Raw genomic sequence first — 16,124 nt, 5'->3', positions numbered from 1 at the left:
GATGATGGCAAGTATCAACTTAGCGACACTTCTTCAGGTGGCGCTCAGCGGCCTGGCGACCGGGGCGCTTTATGCGATCATGTTGCTCGGAGTCCTGATCGTCTACCAGGTCAGCAAGAATATAAATTTTGCCTATGGTCAGATCGGTATGGTGTCTGCATTTGGCAGCTACTGGCTCTATGCCGAGAACGGCTGGCCGATCTGGCTGGCCGTGCTGGTGGCAACGGGCGCGGCGGTAATCATCTCGGCCTTGACGGACCTTGTGATTCTCCGGCGGATAGCCCATCGGCAGGGCCTCGACTTTGTCGTCACGCTTGGCGAGCTTCTTCTGCTGACATCGCTCGCCGAGTTGATCCTCGGTACCAGTGCACGAAGCTATCTCAGACTTCTGTCGGATATTTCCTGGACAGTCGGAGGTGTCTTCATCAACGCCAACGATCTTCTGGCAATCGCTCTCGGCCTGGTGTTCGTGGTTATCGGCCACATCGTATTGCGACACACGACGCTCGGCATCTCGTTGCGAGCGGCAGCAGAAGATACAGATATTGCGCAAAGCGTCGGAATATCGGTTCCGGCGTTGCGGACGTGGACATGGGCGCTTTCGGGGCTACTCGTCTCCATTGCCGGGATGATGTTTGCCAGCCGGCTTTCCGTCAGCTCCTTTTACATGACCCCACTCGTCATCAATGTCTTTATTGCCGGGATGATCGGCGGCCTCGAACGATATTGGCCACCAATCCTCGCCGCGTTTTTCGTCGCGCTTTACCAGGCGTTTGCAATCTATTTTTTCGGCGAAGCCGGAGGCGTACCTGCGCTCTTCATTCTGGTGGTCGCAATCCTGACCTTGATGCCAAAGCGTTTTGTGGATGAGCGACATGAAGCCCGCGCTTGAGATTGCCATGCCAGCCCATGACGAGATGAAGGCCGCGACCCTGCCATCGGGAGATCGCCGGTTATCAAAGATCTCCATGATTGCTTTATTGGTGGCGCTGGCGGCGGTACTGCCGTTTACATTGAGCGACTACTACCTCTATCTCGCTACCCAAGTCGCGATCTATGCCATTGCGACACTCGGCCTCGACATCGTCTTCGGACGAACCGGACAGCTTTCACTCTCCCATGCAAGCTTCTTCGGACTGGGCGCATATGCGGCCGCGATGATGGCGAACTGGTCTTGGCCGATATGGCAGCAGGTCCCAGTGATCGTCCTAATCGCAATCATTGCCGGAGCTGTTGTCGCAGTGCCGACGCTACGACTTTCGGGTTTGCGGCTCTCGCTTGTGACGCTTCTCTTCGGAGAACTCTTCATCTGGGCGATCAACCACAGCGACCAAACAACCGGCGGCTCGCAGGGAATGGCGGTCTCGCCGCTGGAGATTTCCTCTTTCAGCACCGTGGTTCCGCTGCATGCGTATGTGCTTGCCGTAGCGGTCGCGACCTTGGCCACCCTGCTGACCATACAAATATCTCGCTCGCAGATCGGCCGCCGTATGCTTGCGGTTCGCGACTCCGAACTTGCGGCAACCTCGATCGGCATTCGCATCATCAGGACGAAGATTACCGCGTTCATCATGTCGGCAGTCTTCGCCGGCATTGCCGGTTGTCTTTATGCATATATTTCCGGCTTCGTATCACCGACCACATTCAACCTTTTCGGATCAGTGAATTTTCTTGTTGCCGTCATCTTGGGCGGCGCAGGGCGAACCGTCGGCGCCTGGCTCGGCGCCGCCTATATCGTTCTCGTGCCGGAGGTATTCACGGCACTCGGTTATACCAATCTCTTCCCACTGCTTGGCGGCTTTGTCCTGATCGCCATCACTCTGTTGCTGCCTGGCGGCCTTACGGAAGGTTTCTCAAGACTTTTTGGTGTCCTGCAGCTCAAGAGGCGGAACCATGGTTAGAACCGGCAGTGACGGCAAACTCACCGTCAGGGAAGTTGGCGTGCAGTACGGGGCAGTGGCTGCCGTTGCCGGTGTGACCGTCGAATTCCGCCCAGGTGTAATCACCGGCCTGATCGGACCGAATGGCGCGGGCAAGACGACCCTCCTCAATGCGATTTCCGGCTTCACCGCGATGACGTCGGGGACGCTCGAACTGGACGGACGCGACATCTCGCCTTCGACCGCGCGCGCAAGGGCGGAAATGGGCATCGTGCGCGGCTTCCAGACAGTCCGGCTGCTGGAGCGAGAAAGCGTTTTCGACAACGTGCTCGTCGGGTGCGAACGATTGCCGCAACCGCCTTTGATGGCGCAACTTCTGAACCTGCAGTCGCAACGGAACTGCCGCGCACGCGATATCGCCACGGTCATGAAGACACTGGCGGGACTGGGACTGCTGCAAGATGCGCATCGTCTTGCCGCGGAGCTTCCGTTCGCCAGCCGGCGGCTCGTCGAAATCGCCCGGCTTCTGCTCGTCAGACCGAAGGTGCTTTTGTTGGACGAACCCGCCGCCGGCCTCGATGCCGGCGAACGGCGGCGACTGGTCGATACGCTGCGCAGTTACCATACCGAAGACCCTTTTACACTGATAGTCATCGAACATGACGTCGACCTCGTCCGTAAGCTCTGCGCGGATTGCGTGGCTCTCGCAGAAGGTCGTGTCATCGCAAGAGGTTCACCGGCCGAGGTTCTCGAAGATCCGCACGTCAAGGTCGCTTATTTTGGGCAGGCAGCACATGCTTGAAGTCGAACATCTATCGGCATGGTATGGACGGACGCAGGCGCTGTTCGATGTCAGCTTCTCGCTGCAGACCGGCCGCTGCATGGCATTGGTTGGAACCAATGGGGCGGGCAAGACCACAACGGTGAGATCCGTGCTCGGACTGATCCGCACGGCAGGCAGCATCCGCATCGAGGGTGAAGCGAGCGAACGGCTTGCAACGCCCAAACGCGTCCGCCGCCATCGCATCGCGGTCGTCCATGAGGGCCGCGGCCTGTTGAAACAATTGTCCGTCTTCGAGAACATCGTCGTCGGCCTGCCAAAATCCGCCTACGGACGCCTCGATGAGGCGCTGGATCTTTTTCCTGCTTTGAAATCCCGCCTCTCGGAACCAGTAACGCTGCTCTCGGGCGGCCAGCAGCAGATGGTTGCCCTGGCGCGCGCAGTGGCCGAGCGCCCCAAGCTTCTGCTTCTGGACGAACCGTCGCTCGGTCTGGCGCCAGGTATCGTCGATGAAATCTACGGGCATCTCGGCAAGCTGCGCGCAGCCGGGCTGACGATGCTTCTCGTTGAGCAGAACATCGCGCGTGCCCGGGATTTTGCCGATGAACTATGCCTCGTCCAGACTGGACGTTCCGCCTTCACAGTCCCTGCCACCGATACCGAAGCGGTGACGGGGCTGATGAAACTTGCCTTCAACCAGGATCAACCGGTGCGCCCGCCGCTTGCGTGACCAAAGGAGATCAGGATCATGACCGAAGCCACCTTAGCCGCAGCCAATGTCAAAATCGTCCACGACAAGAAAAAGAACCTGCAGCGCTTCACCGAATTGATAGACGAAGCAGCCGACAAGGGTGTGGACGTTCTCGTTCTGCCGGAAGCCGGACTTCAGGGCTATGCGGACTTCGATCTTTCCGGCAAGGCGAAAGCAGAACAGAAACAATATTATTTCCGCGAAGCCGAACCGATCCCCGGCCCGTCTACACAAGCCATTGCAGCACTGGCACGCAAGCACGACATGCTCATCCAGCTCGGCATGGCGGAACGCGCATTGCACGGAAACGCGATCTACAATTCCACTGCCCTCATCGGGCCGGAAGGCGTCATTGGGATCTATCGGAAGGTTCACAACCAGTTCGAATTCCCTTACTTCAATCCGGGTGAAGAGATGCCCGTATTCGAGACGCCGCTCGGCGTGTTCGGCAGCATCATCTGCTACGATCTCTGCTTCCCGGAATTGCTGCGCACCTATGCGGTCAAGGGTGCCGACGTGGTCTTGATGTCGACGGCCTGGCCGATGCGAGGGCATGACCGCGCCACCGACTATCACGGATGGGCCATGGATACCGCAGCACAAGGCAATGCTTTTTTCAATCAGAATTGGCTGGTCATATCCAATCACTGCGAAAAAGGGGCTTACTCCCAGAACGTCGATTACTATGGCGGCTCCCAGATCGTCGATCCACGCGGCAAAGTCGTCAGCTACCTCGCCGAAGAGGAGGGTCTCGTCGTCCATACAGCTGACCTGCAGGAAGAAATTCTGAAGTCACGAACGGAAGAATTCTTTGGTCTGAACCTGCTGCAGGATCGTCGTCCCGAGCACTACGCCGCTGTCGTCGACCAAAGCCATCGCTACCCTTCCGAGACCCTTCCCGTGGCACGTCCGGCCACCAAGCCGCGCGCACTCAAACAATCTCTCCAATCGAAGCCGGCGGCCGAATAGACCGATAAGCATTGCCTCAAGGGCGGATGTTTTCAGAACACATCCCGCCGAAATTTGTCAGGATACCCAACATGAATGAGCCGATGATCATTTCAAACGCGCGCGTTCTCGACGTCGATGCCGGTACCTACCTCGACAATCGCTTCGTGGAAATCAGCAATGGCCGGATCGCCTCTATCGGAGACAGCCGACCCCGCACCGACGCACGAGAGTTCAACGTCGGTGGCCGCACGCTCATGCCGGGCCTTTGCGATGCGCATGTGCACGTTACGGCTGTCACCGCGGATCTTGGCGCCGTCAACCGCATGTCCCCCTTCTATGTTGCGCAGCATGCGCGAAAGATCATGGAAGACATGCTGATGCGTGGCTTTACCACCGTTCGAGATGCTGGTGGTGCCGATTTCGGGCTGGCGCGCGCCGTGGATGAAGGATTGATCAAGGGACCGCGCCTGCTGTTCTGCGGCCACTCCCTATCGCAGACGGGTGGCCACGGCGACATCCGTGGACCGGGCGATATGCATTTCAACGAATGTCTTTGTTGTGCGGGCTTGAGCGCCATCTGCGACGGCGTCGCCGAAATGCGCAAGGCTTGCCGCGAAGAAATCCGCAAAGGCGCAAACCAGATCAAGATCATGGTATCAGGTGGCGTCGCCTCGCCCACTGACCGGATTGACAGCACTCAATTCGCCTTCGAGGAAATACAGGCCGCTGTCCAGGAGGCCCATGCGGCCAACATTCCCGTCATGGCTCACGCTTATACGGCCAAAGCGATTAATCGCGCCCTCATGTGCGGAGTCGATTCGATCGAGCACGGCAATCTTCTGGATATGTCGGCAATCAGGCATTTCAAGCAATATGATGCGTTTCTCGTCCCGACGCTGATCACATATCGCGCACTGGCAGAAGAAGGGGTGGCGTCTGGGCTACCACAGAAAATGGTCCCGAAAATCTCCGAGGTGGTGGATGCCGGCATCAATGCGTTGCGCATGGCGCATGAGGCTGGCGTCAAGATCGTTTATGGGACCGACCTGCTCGGCTCCATGCATCGTCGGCAATTGGAGGAGTTCGTTATCCGTTCGGCGGTGCAAGCACCAATCGACATCATTCGCTCTGCCACGACGACAGCTGCGGCTCTCTTCCGGATGCAAGAGCAAATCGGTCGCGTGGCTCCCGGTTATATGGCAGATCTTCTTGTTGTGGATGGCGATCCAATTTCCGATGTGCAGGTATTGACCCGCCCGGAAGAAAATCTGCGGGCTATTATCAAAGACGGCGCTTTCGTTAAAAATACAGTTTCGTCGAGCGAACTGCGATCAAGTATATGAGTTCGTTGGAAGACATTTAAAGAATTGAGAGTCGACACCGCACTCTTCGTCACCTCTGGCAGCGCCAAACCGGTGTGCGCCTGAGGCGTAACATAGCGATCGGCGTGCCCGACTGCTTCACCTGTTTGTCTGGTTCGTCTCACGAAGGCGCAATGGGCTCGCGCCGCGTCAAGGTCTGCCTTGTCACTGTCGGTTTCACCGCTAACCGTATGGCTAAAGCTATTCCAATGCGGCTAATCATGCTTTCGGTGAAGATATGCATGTTTGATATCATCAAGGCCGTCCGCCTGGAGTTGAGCGTCCGCCAGCAGTTCCTCAGCGTAACCTTGCGCGTCTAGGATGTCGCGGAAGTGAAGCCCTTTGCTACGGCAGCTAAGCTCGATGTCTGCCAGAATCGCGGCAACAAGCGCAGCTTTCTCGTTGCTGTCGTGAAGGCTAAGCAACCTGGCCGCGGCACTTCCTGCGACCATTTCAAGTACCAGGAGACGGCCCTCGATCTCTCCAATTGTCGGCGCCATTGCACCGCTCGTCTCATTTGGGGCCGGGCTTTTTCCTTTTGCCATGGCTGCAACCCTCATTGTTGACTATCAAAGATGTGTTCGCCGCCAGAGCTGCGACTCTAGCCGTCGGCTTTCCTCCCGCTTACGTCGACAAATTCAAGCGCGAAAAACAGATGTGTGCTCGACGGACTATCCGCCAATTTGCCGGTCGGTTTCAAAGCACCGGGCTCCCACCAATCGGCATGTTGCGCAAGCAAAGACCAAGCCTGGCCTTTCTCTTCCCGAGACTCTTCGGCGCCAAGGTCAATGAACCGCGCCTCGATAACAACGCTCTTCCAGGAATGCTTGCTTTTCAATTGGTCGATCAGGACACAGACATGAGGGTTCTTTCTCATGATTTCCAGTTTCTTGCCTGGCAAGGTGAAAACATATAGTTTGTCGGCGGCGCAAGCGTATTGGACTGGAACGACATATGGGACGTTTCCTTCGGCACAAGCCAGTCTTGCTAGCCATTGCCGATTTATAAATGCGATACACTCCTGGTAGGACATCTCTTCAACATTCATGGCGATCACCTCAAAGCGTACCGGCGGATCGTCCCTCCGGAGGCAGTACAATCTCGTTTGTGTTTTGAGCGTCGCGAGCGATCGCTCCCGCTATAAGCCCGAAGGCGGCCTGAGATCTGCGATCGGCGGGCATCCCCAGCCGGTTCCCGACCGCTCGGTTATCGGATGCCGTCCAACCCCGGATTAGTGGCTGCCCGAAGACTGGGGCGCAGAAGCCCGAGTGAGCGCTTCATCGAACAATTCGCGAGCATAGTCCAAGGCGGCAGCGGTATCACCTTCGGTGAGATTTGCCTGTCCGCATTTTCTCTTGATTGCACGGCGAAACGCCGCTGTCAGCTCAGCTTTGCCCTTTTCATCGTAGCGTTTCAAGAGCCTCGCGAGTGCGGCGATCGCCACGACCCGCAGAACCAGGATCCTACCGCCCACCTCATCCATAGAGGGGATCGGGTGACCCGGCGGGCCGCCGAAACTGTCGCGCTTTCCTCTAAGCATGGTGTCGATCCAGACTTTGATGTGTTGATCCGAAGCCTATAGTGCGCCGCCGCGGCTCGATCGCATTGAGCTAGATCAACTGTCTTACGAACCATTTATCGTGCAATGCGGTAGTGTCGGCGCCCCTTGAACCGGCCCTGGGCCTGGACGTCGATGAAGGCGAGAGCCTGCGGTGGAAAATCAAGGGCTGCGCCAAGAGCTCGGCGTGCGCCTTCTCAAACGCACAACGCGCAGCGTAGCCCCGACCCAATCGGGTGAAGAACTCGTTGCCAGGCTGGCGCCGCTGCTGCGGGAGCTGGACGAAGCTTTGGCAGATGTCAATGTCGGCAGAGAGCGTCCGAAAGGAACGCTTCGGCTCACGGCGTCGGCGACCGCATCGATGTTCCTGCTGACATCGTGCCACGGTTTCTTCAGCAATATCCAGACGTTACGCTCGATCTGGTGGCTGATCCGGCGTTCGCCGACATCGTCGCCCAGGGCTTTGACGCCGGTGTGCGTCTCGGCGAGGCCGTGCCTCGCGACATGGTTGCGGTCCGGTTCGGAGGCGAGTCGCGGATGCTCACCGTTGCGTCTCCGGCCTATCTCGATGGCCGCGAGCCGCCGCAAACGCCGGAAGGCCTTGCCGACCATCGTTGCGTGCGCTCCCGGACGCCGAACGGACGGCCCTATCGCTGGGAGTTTGAGCGAGACGGTCACGCGCTGTCGATCGACGTGCCCGGCCAACTCATTCTCAACAGGACGGAGCTGATGGCTCAAGCAGCGCTGGCTGGCGCGGGTATCGCCTTCATTCCGCAGCGGGTTGCAGCACCCTATCTTGCCGACAGTCGTCTCAAGGCGATGCTTGAGGACGGGTCACCCGCCTACCCTGGCCTGTTCCTCTATTATCCCGGACATCGGCACGTGCCGCCAAGTCTGAGGGCATTCATTAACGTCATTAGGGCGACGCGCTGATCGCGACGCCAACCGGGCGCAACGGGTGTTCGACCGATCCGGCAAGGGGCCGGTGGCGCGCAGTCGCCGAGCAATGTCGCCGCAGTTCCGGTGTCGCATCGAGCAGGCGGACCTAACGGTCCGATGATCTGTTGATGTTTGCGCCAGCGGCCTCAAAATACTCTGCGACCGACCCATCGGGATTTCGAACGGTCATGTTTCGCCCGAGGGGTGTTGCCTGTGGCGGGTGAAGGATGTCCGCGCCATTGGCCGCGAACCAGGTATTGAAGCTGTCGAGATCATCCACATAAAAGACGGCGCTCCAGCGCGCTTGAGGTGCTTCTGATCACGACCCGAGAGTCACGCCGCTGGGCAATCCCGAAAGGCTGGCCCATGGAGGGCAAATCCGCCCATCAAGTCGCCGAGCAAGAGGCGCGTGAAGAGGCCGGCGTTTGCGGTAAGGTATCGAAGAAGGCATTCGGATATTTCACCTATCTCAAATGCCTCAGCGACGGCGAGAACGTGCCTTGTGTGGTCCAGGTCCATCTGCTGAAGTTTGAAAAGCCATTGGATCACGATCGGGAGCAGGGCCAGCGAGAACTTCTATGGTGCTTTTGCTTTGAGGCTGCCGTCAAAGTTGACGAACCGGAACTGAAGGGGCTGCTTCGACTGCTTCACGAACGCAAGAGCAAGCTGCGCCAATGACATCTCCGTAAGGTCAAAAGCTCTAGCGGACGCCAAGCCGTCGGAGAACATCCAGGAAGGCCTCTCTGATTTCGTCGGACCGGGTTTCTGCTGTCATGGATCTGCAAAAAGAACCCCCGCATCTTCAGGAACGCGGGGCAATGGACGGAAAGAAAGTGAGATTCGTTACTTTAGTACTCTCGAAATGATCTTCAAGATGACCAATGACGCGATAGCTGACTCCGCCGCGGGGGAGGGTGCGGTCTGTCGCCATCCTAAGGCACGGCGTCGGACTGCATTGAAAGCAATTCCGAGCGACGCACCCAAAGCAGCGCCTACTGCCTTCACCATTGCGTCCGCCAGCTCAGGATGTCTGGTTTCCGACAAGAATTGAAGCGCTTCGATGCCGAAGGCACCGGCTATGCACATCGGTGTCACAGAGAGCCAGCGATTGGGATAGGCCACGACAAAGGCGCCCGTCATCAGGAAGAACGCCAATGCTCGATCGACTTCCACAGGAAGATAGTCATGCGGACGCACGCTGATTGGGCAAACAGTAGCGAAAATAATGAAGGCAAGCAGAAGCCAGGCCGCAGGTCGGGAACGAGGATGTTTCATCCTTCTGTAATATGCGATTGTGCAGTGCAGCGCTATTGCGAATTGGGAGTAGCCTTAACGGCCGCTTCTCGCACCATTTCCGGGGCCTTTTCTTTCTTATCGCTGTTTCACCAAATACGATGAAAGCGCTGCGGGCTCAACAGCTGGCATGATGGCATACAGAAAAGGGCAGCGGGTGGCTACCGAGGAATCAAACATGCCAGTGAAGTTTGAGACATGGCAGGTGAACGTCTCGAACGTCACCATCATCGTGGGCGGCATAGCAGTGAACGCGGCCTGAGCCGGCTATATCTTGAACGATACTCTGCGCGATATCAAGGCCCGGCAGGTGGAACAAGCAATCGCGCAGCAGGTTCCAGACCTATCGCGCGGAGTACCATTATGAGCGGACCACCAGGGGATCCATTCGGGTCATCAAACAAGAAAACGCAATACGAAGGGCAGGGACGACGCGGCGCCCGAAGCGGAAAAGCGCGCTCTGGATGGGCCTTGGTATTCGCTGCGCTGTTCCTCGTTGGACTTGCCGCATGGATTTTGCTCCGGCCGTACGGCGGAAACGGTCTAGGCGGTTCGTCGAGCAACGGAACATCGACCGGATCCCCATCGAATTCCCGATTTCTGGATCGCTTTGAGTACTATGCGACGATTCCGACAAGATAGTCGCGCGACCGCAGTCCAAATTGCAGCAGCTTGCTGCAAAATTCGATTTCGCCGAGATCATTGGTGCTCGTCGGATCCACCATCCTGTGGAATATCAGAGATTCCGAGGGTCGCGAGCTGGGCGACCGATTGGCTGGACAAATCCAATCAATTGTCTCCGGTAGGTTGTTTGGTTGGACGTGAACACGGTCTTCGGTCCGCTTCTACAACAGCAACAATGCTGAAAACCGCTCGGCCCACCTCAGGATGCCAACCGAGACCTTTATGCCAGCCTTCGCTCGGCTCCAGCGATTTCGATGAGCGCCTGGTGCGGGTACTTCGTGCCCCCGCCACCATGATGCGAGGTTCACTCTTGATCGCTCGGGTCACGCGGTCGGACTGCAAGTCGTCCCATTCGGCCGGCGTGTATAGATTGAGGTGGATGTCGCGTCCCAGTGCGCCCTTGAGGTTCTCGACGACTTCGCCTAATTCGAAGCAATCCACGTCCCCCACAACCATGAGGTCGATATCGCTGTCCGCCCGCTCCTCCCCCTTGCGATGGAGCCGAAAACGAAGGCGGTCTGGATGTTGGGCGCGAATTTCATCAACTCATCGGAGATCACGTCAGCCAGGCCGAAGGTCTTGAGGCAGATCGAACGCAGTTCAGGGTAGAAAGGATACTTCTTGTTCACGCTGTAAAGTCTCTGGTTTCCCCTCGGCTCCCTCGTGACGACACCGGCTTTCTCGAAGCTGTCGAGAATCCTCTGGGTCGCGCCGTTGCGAGGCCCGGCGATCCGGATGAGGTCGGAAACAGAGAATTGGCCCTCACCGTGTAAGAATAACGCTCTCAGTAGTTTTTGTTGTCGTTCGGAAAGCAGAAAGTCGGCGCTCGACATTGTGATACCCGTTTGGACCTACCTGTCTTGGGTAAAGAGATGCAAACCGCGCGAATTGTAAAGCCTCTTCAGCATATTACATTTGTACGTCATGCCCTACCCATATGGGGTCAGCGCGTGGGGCTATACCTTGGCAGATCCGCCATCTGCGGTTCTTCAATCAAGGCGATGGCACGCAGACCGCCGCCCGTCCAATCGCACTATTCAAACCCGACGCTGGTTTCTGAATTTTGCGGCTGCATTCTTCAGTTCCTCGTTCACGTGTGCAGCAACTCCAAGTGACAAGCCCCCCGCGGTCTGCAGGCCTGGCAGCGGAAAGGAAATGATGCTTCATCGTACCAGGATCGTCGGTGATCTCAGGTAGTCAAAAGGAGGGGCGCGGCCGCCCCCGGTCGGCGCCGTTGTCGGCAGCCCGACGAGTGCCCCCGCCGATCAGGAGGAACCCGAATAGATCAGAACGATGTCAGCGAGAAAGAGAGAACGGCAATTCGTATCTCCCTTCGCCTTGAGCAAGGTGTTTGGTCCGACCACCAGCCTTGTCATCCGCCAGTTAAATCGCGGTCACCGTGTCAGCAGCCGACTCGCGCTTGCCACGCATCCCACCGCTGCAAAGACGGCGCCGAGCAGCAGGGCCAATGTCGGTCCGTGTTCACCGGCGATGCCGAAGCTGAAGGCGACAAGGGCAGCGCCAGTTGCTTGGCCGATCAGTCTGGCCGTTGCAATGACCCCGCTTGCGCCGCCGCTTCTTGTTTTCGGGGCACTAGACATAAGCGCTTTCTGATTTGGCGACTGGAAGAACCCGAAACCGGCGCCACACACCACCATGCAGATCTCGATCATTCCCAGGCTCGCGCCTGCTGGGGCGATCGACAGGAGCGCCATGCCAGCAGCCAGACACGCAAGACCAATCCCGCCAAGAATTCCCGAGGGATACCGATCGCATAGGCGGCCAGCGATAGGTGCCATGATTGCAACGACAGCCGACCAAGGTGTCATCACGAACCCGGTTGTCGTTTCACTCATCCCCAGGGAATGTTCGAGATAAAATGGCAAGGAAACGAATGCCAGTCCCTGGGCTGCGAAGGCGCAGAACGCGGTCAGCGCGGATAGAGCGAACATTGGTCGCTTCAACAGATCGATCGGCAACATTGGCGCAGCACTATTGGCTTCATATCTGACGAGCACTGTGGTCACGATCAGGAAAATGGCCAGCGCCGGGACAGTTCGATAGGGCGACGCAGATTGCGCCGCTTCCCCCAGTCCAAAGATGAGGGCGGCAAAGGCTATCGCTGTGAGTATAGCTGCTGTGGCGTCGAATTTGTGCCCCGACGTGTCAGATTTTGGCAAGTTCGAAAAGGCGAAAGCCAACGCAAGCACGCCGATCGGCACGTTGATCGCAAACAGCCATGGCCATGGCCCGAAGGAGAGGACGACGGAGGCGAGCGTTGGACCAACCGCAAAACCGATGCCAACCACCAGGGCATTGAGACCCAATCCTCGTCCAAGGATCTTGCTCGGGTAGATCATGGCGATCAGCGCCGTGTTCACGCTCATGATGGCACTTGCGCCGATGCCTTGCAGGATCCTTGACGCCGTTAGTGTCTCGAGAGATCCGGAAAAGCTGCATGCCGCCGACGCGAAGGTGAAAAGAATCAATCCGAGAAGGTAGACGCGACGGTGGCCGGCAACGCTCCCGAGTGCTGCGAACGGAAGCAATGTGGCGACCGCGGCAAGCTGGTAGGCGTTGATGATCCACACCGAGGCGGCTGGCGTCGTATTCAGACCTGCCGCTATCGAAGGCAGCGCAGTATTCGCAATCGCCGTATCGAGAACGGCCAACGCGATCGAGAACATAAGCGCGGCCATCGCCAGACGGTCTCGTCGCGACAGACTGATGTCAGAGATCTGGGGCTTGGTGGCGGCTACATTTGTTTCGGACACAATCAGAGCTCAATCACCAGTCGCTGAAGAGAGTTCAATCATCTGGCGCGGTGTATTCGGATGGGAGATTTAGGCGACCCATGACATGAGGTTGGTTTGAATGCCAGTCCGCCCTCATCACGTTCTTGTTAGCAAGGAGGCGGGCCGGACGCTGCTCGCTGTTGGTGACAAAGCGCTGTCCAAACGCATGTTCAGGCAGTGCTCGCAAGGAAATCATCGAGAAGTGTGGATCGGATCGGAAGGCGGCTGACAAGGCCGCGCGGCGGGGCGCTGCTTGACGCGCAATCCGATGTTCCTGTGACCACATTGAAGACCGCCAGCTGTCAATGGCGGCCTTCTTCTTGTTCGACCGTTTCTCGCTTGGTAGTTGTCGAGCCTAAACTTCCTGCACCTGCCAGCATTGAGCAACAAATACTCCCACATTTCCACGAAGAGGAACTCCGATAGTCCCGAAGATCCGGCGCCCACCAATGCCGCCAAATGCCCAGGCCAAGCCGAGCAATACCATCCTCACCATCTCTTCGACCTCTGTTCAAACAACCTCGAAGGTCCAGAGGTGGTGAGGGATCGGTTCTGATTTGCCAGCCCATCCTCGTTGGCAATCTATGGTCAGTCCTGTGCGGTCGGGCGGACCACGATGCTGCCGATTTCGATGTCGTCGGGCTGCTCGATCGCGAAAGCAATCGCTCTTGCAATCGCATCCGGCGAAATCGCGAGTTCTTCCTTTCGCTTTCGAATTGCAGCTCGGATCTCGGGAACCTTGATCGTGGAGTCTGCAAAGGTGGTGTCGACGAAACCGGGCGACACTTCCGTGACGCGAAGATTGCGGCCGGACTCCTGGCGCAGCGCTTCGGTAGCGGTACGCAGCGCATTTTTGGTCGCCGCATAGACACCCATCGTCGGGACGATCTTGATGCCGGCGGTCGAGATGACGTTGACAACATGGCCTCGGTCCTGGCGACCGAATACCGGAAGTGCTGCGGCAATCCCGTAAAGCGCGCCCTTCAGGTTGACGTCGATCATGGCGTCCCAGTCGTTGACCTGAAGGGCGTCGAAGCGCGAAATCGGCCCGATGCCCGCATTGTTGACTATGACATCGAGCCGACCGAAACGTGTGCACGCTAGATCGACCAGCGCATCGAGGTCGGCACGCCGGGTGACGTCGGTCGCACGCCAGATGGCTTGACCGCCCGTCGTCTCGATATCCGCCGCCAAGGCGGCGATCTCTGCTTCACTGCGAGCCCCGAGGACGACATATGCGCCGCGCTTGGCGAGATGGAGAGCGGTCGCGTGGCCGATGCCGCGCCCGGCGCCGGTGACTACAACAATCTTGTTTTCTATGGTCACAATGGGCTCCATGTTTTAGTTGGGAAATCTAGCCTATGCGGCATGGACAGGATGATCTATGCTCGATTGGTCATGTCTTTGTCGCGATCCGCCGAAACAAACTCCGATCCGTTTTCTCAAGTTCTTGTTGCGCTCGGCGCGCGCAGCGTCCGCGGAACCGCCCTCGAAGCCGCGGGGGACTGGGCACTTTCTTTCGATGGACGGGCGCGGCTAAAATTTGTCGCAGTCACTCGGGGGCGATGCTGGCTCCTGCTGCCGAACCGCCCGCCGGACGAGATCACAGAAGGCGACGTCGTTCTCATCAACAACACGCATTACACCGTCGCAAGCAGTCCGGAGATTGACCCGGCAGACGGCATGCCTCTCTACGCCGCGCCGGGACGAGATATCGTGCGCCTTGGAGCGGCGGACGAGACAGCAATGATCGGCGGTGGAAGCGGGTTTGCCGATGGCAGCGCCTCCTTCGTGCTGGACGCCCTACCGACCTTCCTGCGCGTCGACCGAACCTCTCCGACCGCGGAGATTGTTGCAAGCACCCTCAAGTCCTTGAGGAATGAAGTCAGCGGCAGGAATCTGGGTAGTTCGCTGGTCGCCGAGCATTTGGCAGAAGTCCTGATCGTCGTGGCGGTCCGCGCCTTTGTTGCCACCGGTCCCGCCACGAACATCGGCTGGATAACCGCACTCTCCGACCCGAAAGTCGGTCCGGCGCTCAGATTGTTGCACGGCGATGTCGCGCGACGGTGGACGGTTCCGATGCTCTCATCGGAGGTCGGAATGTCGCGCTCGGCCTTCACCCAGAGATTCGTCGATCGCGTGGGCCGTCCGCCGCTCGACTACCTGACCCGCTGGCGCATGGTTCTTGCGCAAAGGAAGCTGGACATGGGCCAGTCCGTCGCGATGACAGCGGCGGATGTCGGCTACAGTTCGCAAAGCGCGTTCTGCCATGCCTTCAAACGGACCTTCGGCCGCACGCCGCGCTCGGACGCATGACCATCCCGGACGACCGCGATGGTTTGGAAGCAATCGCAGCGTTTCATTAGGGCTTAGTTTTTCGATGGGGTACTATGCCACGATGCTTCGCACTTCCTCGCGTCTGGCCCGCAATCAAACGAATCCAGAATATCGTCTGCGGTCAGATCAGCACGTTAAACGGCAACTTCATGGGCAGTAGGTGAACCCCAAACGCGGATGTAAGTGGAGCGGAGATGATCGATATGGTTTTCTTACAAGGAGACTGAAATGCGAAAGTACATTGCCAAGCGGGCGCTGCCGTTAGGTGTTGCCGCGATCTGTCTACCTTTCGTCGTTGCTGTCGTCGCCGCTACTGACAATGCCTCGCCGATTTACGGCGTCAGTCTTCCAGAAGGATATCGTGATTGGCAGGTGATCACGGTCGCCCACGAAGCGGGAAAGAACAATGACATTCGAGCGATCCTCGGAAACGACATTGCCGTGAAGGCATTCCGCGAGGGGTCGCGGCCCTTCCCCGATGGATCGGTGATTGCCCGCCTGGCGTATGTCTACAAGTCGTCTCCCGAAAACGACGCCGTGTTTCCGGCGCCGCAGTCCTTCGTGGCGGGCGACCCGACGAATGTGCAGATCAGCGTGAAGGATTCGAAGAAGTACGCCGACACTGGTGGGTGGGGATATGGCCAGTTCGAGAACGGCATCGCCAACCAGAGCGAGCCGCTCATAAAATCCTGTTTTGCGTGCCACACAAAACTCGACCGCTCGAAGGACTTCGTGTTTAGCCATTACTCTCCGTGAGTATCGGCCGCCTGGCTTCCGGGCTCTTGGCGCACCAA

The 16,124-nt window shown here is 58.2% G+C and carries 18 protein-coding genes; 10 read left to right on the top strand and 8 right to left on the bottom strand.

The window, feature by feature from the left end:
- The first annotated feature begins 1 nt into the window (after nt 1).
- From EV561_RS29925 to EV561_RS29905, 5 genes are read left to right on the top strand one after another with little or no spacing between them, the layout of a single operon-like run.
- Complete coding sequence (locus tag EV561_RS29925; protein ID WP_132527359.1) at nt 2-892, top strand: branched-chain amino acid ABC transporter permease; 891 nt, start codon at nt 2-4, stop codon at nt 890-892.
- A complete protein-coding gene (locus EV561_RS29920) occupies nt 876-1,901 on the top strand; it encodes a branched-chain amino acid ABC transporter permease (protein ID WP_165927957.1) in 1,026 nt (341 codons plus the stop codon). Before EV561_RS29925 ends, EV561_RS29920 begins: the two co-directional genes overlap by 17 nt.
- Nucleotides 1,894-2,682 (top strand): ATP-binding cassette domain-containing protein, encoded by a 789-nt coding sequence (locus EV561_RS29915; RefSeq protein WP_132527450.1) that lies wholly within the window; start codon nt 1,894-1,896, stop codon nt 2,680-2,682. The genes EV561_RS29920 and EV561_RS29915 overlap by 8 nt, the downstream gene beginning before the upstream one ends.
- Nucleotides 2,675-3,391: an ABC transporter ATP-binding protein gene (locus tag EV561_RS29910; RefSeq protein ID WP_132527355.1), complete on the top strand. Its 717-nt coding sequence runs from the start codon at nt 2,675-2,677 to the stop codon at nt 3,389-3,391. The genes EV561_RS29915 and EV561_RS29910 overlap by 8 nt, the downstream gene beginning before the upstream one ends.
- A gap of 18 nt (nt 3,392-3,409) precedes the next feature.
- On the top strand, nt 3,410-4,381 hold the full coding sequence (locus tag EV561_RS29905; RefSeq protein ID WP_132527353.1) for a carbon-nitrogen hydrolase family protein: 972 nt from the start codon (nt 3,410-3,412) through the stop codon (nt 4,379-4,381).
- A gap of 92 nt (nt 4,382-4,473) precedes the next feature.
- On the opposite strand, the gene EV561_RS38065 is transcribed toward EV561_RS29905, so the two are convergent.
- On the bottom strand, nt 4,474-4,713 hold the full coding sequence (locus tag EV561_RS38065; protein WP_245513076.1) for a hypothetical protein: 240 nt from the start codon (nt 4,711-4,713) through the stop codon (nt 4,474-4,476).
- On the opposite strand from EV561_RS38065, the gene EV561_RS29900 reads away from it, so the two are divergent.
- Nucleotides 4,618-5,706 carry an amidohydrolase family protein gene (locus EV561_RS29900; RefSeq protein ID WP_245513074.1) on the top strand — a complete coding sequence of 363 codons (1,089 nt, stop codon included), beginning with the start codon at nt 4,618-4,620 and terminating at the stop codon, nt 5,704-5,706. The genes EV561_RS38065 and EV561_RS29900 overlap by 96 nt on opposite strands.
- 233 nt (nt 5,707-5,939) lie before the next feature.
- Here the strand turns inward: EV561_RS29900 and EV561_RS29895 are convergent, their stop codons facing one another.
- From EV561_RS29895 to EV561_RS29885, 3 genes are all read right to left on the bottom strand, one after another.
- Complete coding sequence (locus EV561_RS29895; RefSeq protein WP_132527349.1) at nt 5,940-6,269, bottom strand: hypothetical protein; 330 nt, start codon at nt 6,267-6,269, stop codon at nt 5,940-5,942.
- 56 nt (nt 6,270-6,325) lie between these two features.
- Nucleotides 6,326-6,772: a pyridoxamine 5'-phosphate oxidase family protein gene (locus tag EV561_RS29890; RefSeq protein ID WP_132527347.1), complete on the bottom strand. Its 447-nt coding sequence runs from the start codon at nt 6,770-6,772 to the stop codon at nt 6,326-6,328.
- Nucleotides 6,773-6,955: 183 nt separating this feature from the next.
- Nucleotides 6,956-7,264 carry a hypothetical protein gene (locus tag EV561_RS29885; protein ID WP_132527345.1) on the bottom strand — a complete coding sequence of 103 codons (309 nt, stop codon included), beginning with the start codon at nt 7,262-7,264 and terminating at the stop codon, nt 6,956-6,958.
- Nucleotides 7,265-7,660: 396 nt separating this feature from the next.
- Between EV561_RS29885 and EV561_RS29880 the strand changes: the two genes are divergently transcribed.
- Entirely contained in the window at nt 7,661-8,215 is a 555-nt protein-coding gene (locus EV561_RS29880) for a LysR substrate-binding domain-containing protein (protein ID WP_207910617.1), read from the top strand.
- A gap of 315 nt (nt 8,216-8,530) precedes the next feature.
- Complete coding sequence (locus EV561_RS29875) at nt 8,531-8,899, top strand: NUDIX hydrolase (RefSeq protein ID WP_165927956.1); 369 nt, start codon at nt 8,531-8,533, stop codon at nt 8,897-8,899.
- A 165-nt stretch (nt 8,900-9,064) separates the two neighbouring features.
- Here the strand turns inward: EV561_RS29875 and EV561_RS29870 are convergent, their stop codons facing one another.
- From EV561_RS29870 to EV561_RS29855, 4 genes are all read right to left on the bottom strand, one after another.
- Complete coding sequence (locus tag EV561_RS29870; RefSeq protein WP_132527341.1) at nt 9,065-9,496, bottom strand: VanZ family protein; 432 nt, start codon at nt 9,494-9,496, stop codon at nt 9,065-9,067.
- A 1,124-nt stretch (nt 9,497-10,620) separates the two neighbouring features.
- Entirely contained in the window at nt 10,621-11,031 is a 411-nt protein-coding gene (locus tag EV561_RS29865) for a winged helix-turn-helix domain-containing protein (RefSeq protein ID WP_207910616.1), read from the bottom strand.
- Between the two features lie 561 nt (nt 11,032-11,592).
- Nucleotides 11,593-12,972: an MFS transporter gene (locus EV561_RS29860; protein ID WP_245513059.1), complete on the bottom strand. Its 1,380-nt coding sequence runs from the start codon at nt 12,970-12,972 to the stop codon at nt 11,593-11,595.
- Between the two features lie 609 nt (nt 12,973-13,581).
- The gene (locus EV561_RS29855; RefSeq protein ID WP_207910620.1) at nt 13,582-14,322 is read right to left on the bottom strand and encodes an SDR family oxidoreductase; all 741 of its coding nucleotides are present in this window, start codon (nt 14,320-14,322) and stop codon (nt 13,582-13,584) included.
- A 69-nt stretch (nt 14,323-14,391) separates the two neighbouring features.
- Here EV561_RS29855 and EV561_RS29850 point away from each other — a divergent pair, with 69 nt between their 5' ends.
- Both EV561_RS29850 and EV561_RS29845 read left to right on the top strand, forming a co-directional pair.
- On the top strand, nt 14,392-15,309 hold the full coding sequence (locus tag EV561_RS29850) for an AraC family transcriptional regulator (RefSeq protein WP_207910615.1): 918 nt from the start codon (nt 14,392-14,394) through the stop codon (nt 15,307-15,309).
- Between the two features lie 249 nt (nt 15,310-15,558).
- Entirely contained in the window at nt 15,559-16,086 is a 528-nt protein-coding gene (locus EV561_RS29845) for a cytochrome P460 family protein (RefSeq protein WP_132527337.1), read from the top strand.
- Nucleotides 16,087-16,124 lie beyond the last annotated feature (38 nt).

This window comes from Rhizobium sp. BK376, from assembly GCF_004341625.1.
Lineage (GTDB): Bacteria > Pseudomonadota > Alphaproteobacteria > Rhizobiales > Rhizobiaceae > Rhizobium.
The sequence above is the reverse complement of the archived record's forward strand: the minus strand, read 5'-3'. Positions and strand labels throughout refer to the sequence as shown.

Bases quoted from the DNA above. Each gene is read 5' to 3' on its own strand.
- EV561_RS29925 (WP_132527359.1), top strand. From the start codon at position 2: ATGATGGCAAGTATCAACTTAGCGACACTTCTTCAGGTGGCGCTCAGC.
- EV561_RS29920 (WP_165927957.1), top strand. From the start codon at position 876: ATGAAGCCCGCGCTTGAGATTGCCATGCCAGCCCATGACGAGATGAAG.
- EV561_RS29915 (WP_132527450.1), top strand. From the start codon at position 1,894: ATGGTTAGAACCGGCAGTGACGGCAAACTCACCGTCAGGGAAGTTGGC.
- EV561_RS29910 (WP_132527355.1), top strand. From the start codon at position 2,675: ATGCTTGAAGTCGAACATCTATCGGCATGGTATGGACGGACGCAGGCG.
- EV561_RS29905 (WP_132527353.1), top strand. From the start codon at position 3,410: ATGACCGAAGCCACCTTAGCCGCAGCCAATGTCAAAATCGTCCACGAC.
- EV561_RS29900 (WP_245513074.1), top strand. From the start codon at position 4,618: ATGCCGGGCCTTTGCGATGCGCATGTGCACGTTACGGCTGTCACCGCG.
- EV561_RS38065 (WP_245513076.1), bottom strand. From the start codon at position 4,713: ATGCTGCGCAACATAGAAGGGGGACATGCGGTTGACGGCGCCAAGATC.
- EV561_RS29895 (WP_132527349.1), bottom strand. From the start codon at position 6,269: ATGGCAAAAGGAAAAAGCCCGGCCCCAAATGAGACGAGCGGTGCAATG.
- EV561_RS29890 (WP_132527347.1), bottom strand. From the start codon at position 6,772: ATGAATGTTGAAGAGATGTCCTACCAGGAGTGTATCGCATTTATAAAT.
- EV561_RS29885 (WP_132527345.1), bottom strand. From the start codon at position 7,264: ATGCTTAGAGGAAAGCGCGACAGTTTCGGCGGCCCGCCGGGTCACCCG.
- EV561_RS29870 (WP_132527341.1), bottom strand. From the start codon at position 9,496: ATGAAACATCCTCGTTCCCGACCTGCGGCCTGGCTTCTGCTTGCCTTC.
- EV561_RS29865 (WP_207910616.1), bottom strand. From the start codon at position 11,031: ATGTCGAGCGCCGACTTTCTGCTTTCCGAACGACAACAAAAACTACTG.
- EV561_RS29850 (WP_207910615.1), top strand. From the start codon at position 14,392: ATGTCTTTGTCGCGATCCGCCGAAACAAACTCCGATCCGTTTTCTCAA.
- EV561_RS29845 (WP_132527337.1), top strand. From the start codon at position 15,559: ATGCGAAAGTACATTGCCAAGCGGGCGCTGCCGTTAGGTGTTGCCGCG.